The organism is Microbacterium sp. K35 (assembly GCF_004794375.1).
Classification (GTDB): domain Bacteria; phylum Actinomycetota; class Actinomycetes; order Actinomycetales; family Microbacteriaceae; genus Microbacterium; species Microbacterium sufflavum.
The window spans coordinates 1-2540 of record NZ_SSDM01000184.1; the positions used below are offsets into that span (position 1 = coordinate 1).

A 2540-nucleotide genomic window follows, 5' to 3' on the forward strand; every position below is an offset into this window, starting at 1 on the left:
ATCTTCATCGCGTCGAGCACGGCCACCGGGTCGCCCGCCGCGACCTCCGCGCCGTCGTCGAGCAGCCACCGCACGAGCGTGCCCGGCGCGGGAGTCCGGAGCTCGGACGCGTCCGCCGCAGGCTCCGTTGCCGGCTCCGGCGCCGGACGGCCGATCCCCGCCAGCAGCTCCGCGGGCAGCCCGAGCACGACCCGGCGGCCATCGACCTCCACGGGGAACCGCTGCAGCCCGGACACCGGTGCGACCGCCGGTCGCGGCTGCGCGTCGAGCGCGGGCAGCAGCACCGTCTCTATCCACTGCGTGTGCACCCCGAAGGTGTCGGTCGCGAATGCGGGGTCGTCGATCGCGCGGAGGTCGAACGGGATCACCGTCGCCGGGCCGTCGACGGTGAGCTCGCGCAGCGCCCGGCGTGCTCGCACGAGGGCGGCCTCCCGGGTGTCCGCGTGCACGATGAGCTTGGCGATCAGGGAGTCGAACGCGGGCTGCACCACGTCGCCCGCCTCGATGCCGCTGTCCCATCGCACGCCGGGGCCGCCGGGGATGCGCAGCGCCTCGACCCGCCCCGGGCTGGGAAGGAACCCGCGACCGGGGTCTTCCGCGTTGATGCGGAACTCGAACGCGTGACCCGACGGCCGCGGGGTCTCGGTGAACGACGGCCCCTCGCCGAACGCGATGCGGAACTGCTCGCGCACGAGGTCGGTGCCCGTGACCTCCTCCGTCACCGGATGCTCGACCTGAAGGCGCGTGTTGACCTCGAGGAACGAGATCGTGCCGTCGGCCGCGAGCAGGAACTCCACGGTGCCCGCCCCGCGGTACTGCACCTCGGCGCAGATCGCCCGCGCCGCCTCGTGGATCGCCGACCGCTGCTCCGGAGCGAGTGCGGGCGCCGGTGTCTCCTCGATCAGCTTCTGGTTGCGCCGCTGCATCGAGCAGTCGCGGTCGCCCACCACGACCACACCGCCGCGGCCGTCGCCCAGCACCTGCACCTCGATGTGCCGGGGGCGCTCCAGGAACCGCTCCACGAAGCACTCGCCGCGACCGAACGCGGCCACGGCCTCCCGCGTCGCCGCCTCGAACGCCGCCGCCACCTCGGACAGCTCCCGCACGACCTTGAGGCCGCGGCCGCCCCCGCCGAACGCGGCCTTGATGGCGATCGGCAGCCCGTGCTCCTCGGCGAAGGCCACGGCCTCCTCCGGGCCGGAGAGCGGCTCGTCGGTGCCGGCCGCGAGGGGTGCGCCGACCCGCTGGGCGATGCGCCGCGCGGTCATCTTGTCGCCGAGGGCGTCGATGCTCTCCGGCGACGGGCCGATCCACACCAGCCCCGCGCCCTCGACCGCCCGCGCGAACGCCGCGCTCTCGGAGAGGAAGCCGTAGCCGGGGTGCACCGCGTCCGCCCCGCTGCGGCGCGCGGCGTCGATCAGCGCCTCGACCGACAGGTAGGTGCTCGCGGCCGTGTCACCGCCCAGGCCGACGGCCTCGTCGGCGAGCCGCACGTGCAGCGCATCCGCATCCTGATCGGCGTACACGGCGACCGACGTGTATCCGGCCTCGGCGCAGGCGCGGATCACGCGCACCGCGATCTCGCCGCGGTTGGCGATGAGCACACGGGTCATGGGGTCTCCTTCACGATGAAGCGCACGTGCACCCCCGGCGGGAGCTGCGCGGCGAGGTCGAGGCTGCGGTCGGTGAGTGCGCCGATGATGGGGTAGCCGCCCGTGAGCGGATGATCGGGGAGGAACAGCACGGGCTGACCATCCGGCGGCACCTGGATCGCGCCGGTCACCGCGCCCTCGCTGGGCAGTTCCCCGCCCACGGCACGCTCCAGCGGCACCTCGCCGTGCAGCCGGATGCCGACGCGGTCGGAGCGCGGCGTCACCGTCCATTCCTGACCGGTGAGCGCGGCGACCCCGGCCGCGGTGAACCAGTCGTCGCGCGGGCCGAGCGTGATCTCGAGCGCCACGGTGTCGCCCGGGGCGGGAAGGTCGCGCGGCAGGACAACCGGATCCACCGAGGTCACCGGGGCCGTGCCGATCGGCACGACATCGCCCGCCGCGAGGGGTCGCGGGCCGAGCCCGGCGAGGGTGTCGCTGGCGCGGCTGTCGAGCGCCGGGGCGACGTCGATCCCCCCGCGCACGGCGATCACGAAGCGCAGCCCGCGCTCGGGGTGACCGAGGGTGAGCTCGTCGCCGTCGACCGTGGCGAACGGTGCCCCGGGGGCGATGTCGCGCAGCACGCCGGCGGCGTCCGTGAGGGTGAGGACCCCGGTCGCTCCGGCCACCGCGGCCACCCCGGCTCCGTGGAACCGCAGCACCGCACCGCCCACGCACTCCAGGACGGCAGCGGCGGAGGGGTTGCCGACCGCGCGGTTGGCGTCGCGCAGGGCCACCCGGTCCGCGATGCCGGAGGCCGAGACGCCCAGGGCGGCATAGCCCGCGCGACCCTCGTCCTGCACGAGCAGCTGCAGCGACGAGCGCACGACCTCCACCGCGGGGGCTCCGGGAGCGCGCGCCCCCTGGGTCGCGGAGGCTTCTCCGCCGCGC

The 2540-nt window shown here is 75.3% G+C and carries 2 protein-coding genes; both read right to left on the reverse strand.

The features are described 5' to 3' along the window. Positions 1-1613, reverse strand: a 1613-nt coding sequence (locus DW299_RS07225; RefSeq protein ID WP_136036182.1) for an ATP-binding protein, incomplete at its 3' end; no start/stop codon positions are given. After that, positions 1610-2540: 5-oxoprolinase subunit C family protein (locus tag DW299_RS07230; RefSeq protein ID WP_136036183.1), on the reverse strand; the 931-nt coding region annotated here is incomplete at its 5' end. The genes DW299_RS07230 and DW299_RS07225, both read right to left, overlap by 4 nt.